Below are 5,896 nucleotides of genomic sequence, written 5' to 3'. Positions count from 1 at the left end.
CACGGTAAATTACTCTACGGTTTTGATACGCTACTCTCTAGCGGTAGTAGCTTGGCTTCCACCACCAGCGCAGTTTACCTGCCAGGTTGGTTAGAAGCAATCAACTCCGGTAAGAACTCCCTGTTCCTCACCATTGGACCTGGCGATTTCTTAGTCCACCATGCGATCGCACTCGGACTCCACACCACCACCTTGATTCTTGTCAAAGGTGCGTTAGATGCCCGTGGTTCCAAATTAATGCCCGACAAGAAAGACTTCGGCTATGCCTTCCCTTGCGATGGCCCCGGTCGTGGTGGTACTTGTGACATCTCTGGTTGGGATTCCTTCTACCTAGCGATGTTCTGGATGTTAAACACCTTAGGTTGGGTGACATTCTACTGGCACTGGAAACACTTAGGAATTTGGCAAGGTAACGTAGCCCAATTCAATGAGTCATCGACTTATCTGATGGGTTGGTTACGCGATTACCTCTGGCAGAACTCCTCTCAGTTAATTAACGGTTACAACCCTTACGGGATGAACAACTTGTCTGTATGGGCATGGATGTTCCTCTTCGGACACCTCGTCTGGGCGACTGGCTTTATGTTCTTAATTAGCTGGCGTGGTTACTGGCAAGAGTTGATCGAAACTGTTGTCTGGGCACACGAGCGGACTCCACTTGCGAACCTGGTTCGTTGGAAAGACAAGCCCGTTGCGATGTCGATCGTTCAAGGTCGGGTTGTCGGTCTAGCTCACTTCACAGTCGGCTATATCCTCACCTACGCCGCCTTCTTAATTGCCTCTACTGCTGGTAAGTTCGGATAGTTAGTCCTGAAGTTATCATTAGTTAAATAGAATCCCTCGTCACCTAGTGGCGGGGGATTTTTAGATTCAGTCAGCTATAATCGATTTATGGATTATGAATGGGACGCGACCAAAGCAGATACCAACTTCAAAAAACATGGGGTAAGCTTTGAAGAAGCTAAAACAGTGTTTAATAATCCCCTAGCAATCATTTTTGATGATGAACTGCACTCATCGTTAGCAGAATATCGAGAGATTATTATCGGTCATTCTCAACAAAATCGGTTACTGCTCGTTAGCTTTACCGAACGTCCCCAAGCCATTCGCATTATTAGTGTCCGTCTAACGACTCAAAGAGAACGTGAAGATTATGAAAACACCTCATTCTAATCCAGCTCCAGATGATGAAGATGATTTAGCAGGCGAATATGCTTTTGATTATACTAAGGCAAAACCCAATCGATTTGCGCTACAAGATTCTCGAGCGAAAATGACTGTTATAGTTTTAGACGAAGATATCGCACAAGTTTTTCCTACTTCAGAAGCAGTTAATCAAGCTCTTAGACACTTAATTCAAGCAATCCCTTAATTTAAACTATCGACTATGAGTATAGATCTGGAAATCATATTCGGACATAACTTAGATATCGATCGGATTGCCAATTTACTAACTTTGCTAGATCGATATTTTGCACCTCTTCTTAAAAATATTCAACTCCGCTTGGATGCTGAAAGGAGAAATTTATTAGGGATTGAAGAAGATGTCTGGCAATGGTGCTACGAAGAAAAGTCCGGTGAATCTTTTGAAGAGTGGTTTGAAACCCAGCAGTCACAAGGATACATTCCTATTAACGGTTTTGCAGGATTGATGCTGTTTGTTAGGTAGAGTGGATGGTGCCCACCACCTAACTTTTATACAATTGATATAAGAATAACATCGATCGACCTCTGATAATTAGAAAAATGAGCAGATAAACAATCGGCTAGACGGCTAAAATAGAGTCAAGATTTAAATAATTTAGTGAAATATTCAAGCAATATGAACACCCTCTACAGTAAAATCGATTCCCGACGTATTCCCATCTACTCAATCCAAGATGCTGCAAGTTATTTACGGATTCCTGTGAGTACAATTCGATCGTGGACGATCGGACATAAATATCCAGTGAAAAGTGGCTCTAACTTTTTCGCGCCTATTATTGAAATCTCTCAATCCAAACCCTATTTACTCTCTTTTACCAACCTTGTCAAAATTCATGTCTTGCGAGCTATTCGACACCATCACAAAATTCAACTAAACCGAGTTAGAAAGGCTCTCGATTTTATCGATGAAAGATTTAAGGTAGCGCATCCACTCGCAACTCAAGCATTTAGTACTGATGGTGTTGATTTATTTATCGATCGTTATGGAGAATTGATTCAAGCTAGTCAGTTAGAACGTAACCAATTAAAGCTAGCTATTAATACTCACCTTAAACGAATCGAACCAGATGATGGTGGACTTGCCATTAAATTATATCCATTTACTCGTTCTCATGAAGAAAATAATCCGCGCATCGTAGTCATCGATCCGAGAATTGCTTTTGGGCGGTTAACGATCGATGGGACGGGAATAGTGACAAGTATCTTAAAAGAGAGATATTTGTCGGGAGATTCAATTGAAGAACTCGCAATAGACTATGACTGCAACAGGCTTTCGATCGAAGAGGCAATTCGATGTGAATTGTCAACGATCGCGGCATGATTGAAGTTGAATCCACAACATTTTTTATAGATCGTTTTCTCGGTAATAAGCTGATTGTGGAAACTTTACGAGCAGCAGGTGTCAGCGTTGAAATCCATGATGACCATTTTGGTAAAAACACTCAAGATGTCGATTGGATTCCCGAAATCGGTAGAAGAGAATGGATTATTTTAACTAAAGATGCCAGAATCGGTAAAAATCAAATGGAACGTCTTGCCGTAGCAGATGCGAGGGTTAGAATTTTCGTTCTAGTTTCTCAAAACCTCTCAGGAACAGACATGGCAGATATTTTTGTCAAAGCTATCCCTATAATGGAAAGATTCGTCACTGAAAATCCTGCACCATTTATTGCTAAAGTCGATCGAAATGGTAAGGCTAAAGCATGGAAAAGCAATCTAGAACTGATGGCAGAACTCGATTATTTTCTCAAATAAAGTATTTAGTTTAGAGCAATTTTAACGTTCAGATAAACCAATAACTTGCAGATCTGGGAGTATTATTATGACGATCGCCCAAACCAAAGAACGAATTTACACTCCCGAAGAGTACCTAGAACTAGAAATTGCTTCAGATACCCGCAACGAATATCGCAACGGAGAAATCATCCCAATGACAGGTGGAATGCCCAACCATAATGAGATTACTAGTATTTTCAATGCGATCTTGAGATTAAAGCTCAAAGGAAAGCCCTACAGTATTTTTAGTAGCGATCAAAGATTATGGATTCCAGAGGCTAATCTCTATACCTACCCCGATATCATGGTAGTCCCCAAACCGATCGAACTCCAAACTGGACGAAAAGACACAGTGACTAATCCTTGTTTTATCGCTGAAGTTTTATCAAAATCTACTCAGAATTATGACAGGAGCGAGAAATTTGTTGCTTACCGGACTATTCCCAGCTTTGGGGAATATTTACTCGTCAGTCAGTACAGCGTTCGAGTCGAGCATTATGTGAAAACAGCACCCGATCGCTGGTTGCTATCTGAATACACCGATCCGAGTACTATTTTGACATTAAATAGTTTCGATCTGCAACTGGCGATCGCCGATTTGTACGAAAACATCGATTTTGAAGATGGCTAACTCATTCGTTGGCAAGACAAGCATAAAAATATACTATTCTCGATCGGGAAAAGTACAATCCTCATCCAGAATTAGCACCACTCATGTCAGAACAAGATCGACCAGGACAATATGATGCGGTACTTGGCGGGGGAAATCCTCCATTACAAACACCAGTTGATGGTGCAGTTTTAGGAGACTTTAGTAGAAACTCCTTTAATTTACAAACATTACTCCAGCAGCAGCGATGGCAAGCAGCCGACTTAGAAACTAAGAACATCATGCTGGAGATCTGTCAGCGAAAACAACAAGGTTTTTTGAGAATAGAAGATTTAGAAAAGATCGATTGTGCTTACTGGCAAACGATCGATCGGTTATGGCGTAAGTATAGCAATCATCGGTTTGGAACGAGCATTCAAGCTGAAATTTGGCGCAGTGTCGGCGGTACATCCGAACCCGATTGGGATACCTGGTGTCGGTTTGGTAAGATGACGGGGTGGTGTGTTGAGGATAATTGGTTGCACTGGAACGATGTCCGATTCAATCTTAATGCACCGAGGGGACATTTACCGCGTAATGGTGCTTGGATGGGTTGGGGTTTGGGAGATTTTTGGGTAGGTTGTAAAATGTTGACGGTGGTGGTGCAAAAGTTAGAAGGTTGTCAGATTATCTAATTCTATGTTGGATTTTGGATTATTTCGATCGATCGATCCCAGCCATCTCAACCAAAACCCAACCCCCCAGATCCCGTCGTTTATGTTGCCTTTGCAGCAACCGTGTCAGGTTTTGCAGTGGATTGGGCATAATATTGGTAACTCGATCGATCTCTATCAGCATGACAGAAAATCAACCATCCAACACCGATGCCATTCTAGGCGGACAAGCTCTACTATCTGTTAATGCTGCTGTCTTGGGTGGTGCGCTTGGTGCAAAGCGAAAATTGGCGCATGAGTTGGGATTGAGCGATGAATTAACTGCTGAGTTAAGTCGGACTCATGATATCTTCAGTTTTGAAACTGTGACTGTAAACGATCGAGGTGACATCATCGATCGTCAAAGAAAGCAAGCATTTTACTATACTGAAAATCTAGGAGATGGGATCGAGCTTGAGATGGTGTATATTCCTGCTGGTAGATTGAGCTATGGGTATGGTGCAGAAGCTACAATCGATATCCCATCTTTTCATATCGGTAAATATCCAATTACCCAAGCGCAATATCAAGCCATCGTAGGAAAGAATCCTGCATATTTTAAGGTTTCCAAAGGATATCCCTACAGTAATAGAATGCCTGTCGAGCAGATATTTTGGCAAGACACTCAAGAATTTTGCTCGTTACTAAACACCAAAACTGGGAGGAAATATAAACTTCCTGATGAGTTTCAATGGGAATATGCCTGTCGTGCAGGTACTAAAACCACATTCTATTTTGGAGATGTAATCAATGAATATTTAGTAAATTGTATGACTTACCAATTTACTAGTGCTAGAGATTGGAAACGAACCACAACCGTAGGGCTATTTCCACCCAACAACTTTGGTCTATACGATCTGCATGGGAATGTGTGGGAATGGTGTGAAGATAGACAACCAGAAAAACCTAAGTCTGACTTTGGAAATCCACGTGGTGTTGTTTGGGATCTGGAGCGAAAAAATAATCTAATTAAAGGTGGAGCTTGGAACATCGCTACTCCTGAGTGCTCCGCTGCTTTTCGTGCTGCTGCAACAATTGTTGAAAAACAAACGCATGGTTTGTGTAATTGTGTTGGGTTTCGGGTGATTTGCATCTGAAAAAAACTATATTTATAGATGTAGTGGGCAGTGCCCACCAGCTAGGTTTCAGGCATTATCAAGTTGATAAATATATTAATTAAAACAATCCAAAATCCAAAATGTCCTTACCCCGCAGCCATCAAGAAATCGTCGAACAACTAGACCTCATGCTGCGAGCGCGGTATCCGCTGATTTATATTGTCGGTGCCGAAGAAGAACCGATCGAAACTGTACTACTCCAAGTAGCAGATAAATCCCAACCAGCCAGAGAACTCCGATTTTGGGATATCGTCAGGGGTTGGAATGATAATGGAGCCGACAAAGGTTCGCCCATCGCTGCATTAGGGAGAATCGCCAAAGCATCAGCAGATAAACCCGCGATCTTTGTCTTACAAGACATCCACCCGATCTTAAAATCGCCGCTCCAACCCCCAAATATACCAATTATCCGCGAGATCAAAAATCTCACCCGCGAACTCAAACGCAGCCGCAAAACCCTAATTCTCACTAGCTATTCCCTCGACGTACCGCCA

The 5,896-nt window shown here is 42.1% G+C and carries 8 protein-coding genes and 2 pseudogenes; all 10 read left to right on the top strand.

The features are described from left to right. Nucleotides 1–804, top strand: a pseudogene (psaB, locus tag RMO79_RS22100) (photosystem I chlorophyll a apoprotein A2); the annotation flags it as partial. An 87-nt stretch (nucleotides 805–891) separates the two neighbouring features. After that, nucleotides 892–1,173, top strand: coding sequence for a BrnT family toxin (locus RMO79_RS22095; RefSeq protein ID WP_310485425.1), 282 nt, complete (start codon nucleotides 892–894; stop codon nucleotides 1,171–1,173). Next, nucleotides 1,154–1,372 carry a hypothetical protein gene (locus RMO79_RS22090; protein WP_310485424.1) on the top strand — a complete coding sequence of 73 codons (219 nt, stop codon included), beginning with the start codon at nucleotides 1,154–1,156 and terminating at the stop codon, nucleotides 1,370–1,372. Before RMO79_RS22095 ends, RMO79_RS22090 begins: the two co-directional genes overlap by 20 nt. A 15-nt stretch (nucleotides 1,373–1,387) precedes the next feature. After that, entirely contained in the window at nucleotides 1,388–1,669 is a 282-nt protein-coding gene (locus RMO79_RS22085) for a hypothetical protein (protein WP_310485423.1), read from the top strand. 153 nt (nucleotides 1,670–1,822) lie between these two features. Then, the gene (locus RMO79_RS22080) at nucleotides 1,823–2,527 is read left to right on the top strand and encodes a DUF433 domain-containing protein (protein WP_310485422.1); all 705 of its coding nucleotides are present in this window, start codon (nucleotides 1,823–1,825) and stop codon (nucleotides 2,525–2,527) included. Further along, nucleotides 2,524–2,961 (top strand): hypothetical protein, encoded by a 438-nt coding sequence (locus RMO79_RS22075; RefSeq protein ID WP_310485421.1) that lies wholly within the window; start codon nucleotides 2,524–2,526, stop codon nucleotides 2,959–2,961. The genes RMO79_RS22080 and RMO79_RS22075 overlap by 4 nt, the downstream gene beginning before the upstream one ends. 67 nt (nucleotides 2,962–3,028) lie before the next feature. Then, nucleotides 3,029–3,613, top strand: coding sequence for a Uma2 family endonuclease (locus RMO79_RS22070; RefSeq protein WP_310485420.1), 585 nt, complete (start codon nucleotides 3,029–3,031; stop codon nucleotides 3,611–3,613). A gap of 83 nt (nucleotides 3,614–3,696) precedes the next feature. Then, complete coding sequence (locus tag RMO79_RS22065; RefSeq protein WP_310485419.1) at nucleotides 3,697–4,266, top strand: GUN4 domain-containing protein; 570 nt, start codon at nucleotides 3,697–3,699, stop codon at nucleotides 4,264–4,266. Nucleotides 4,267–4,427: 161 nt separating this feature from the next. After that, on the top strand, nucleotides 4,428–5,381 hold the full coding sequence (locus RMO79_RS22060) for a formylglycine-generating enzyme family protein (RefSeq protein ID WP_310485418.1): 954 nt from the start codon (nucleotides 4,428–4,430) through the stop codon (nucleotides 5,379–5,381). Between the two features lie 101 nt (nucleotides 5,382–5,482). Continuing rightward, nucleotides 5,483–5,896: pseudogene (locus RMO79_RS22055) on the top strand (AAA family ATPase); the annotation flags it as partial.

Source organism: Chamaesiphon sp. VAR_48_metabat_403 (assembly GCF_031422475.1).
Lineage (GTDB): Bacteria > Cyanobacteriota > Cyanobacteriia > Cyanobacteriales > Chamaesiphonaceae > Chamaesiphon.
The sequence above is the reverse complement of the archived record's forward strand: the minus strand, read 5'-3'. Positions and strand labels throughout refer to the sequence as shown.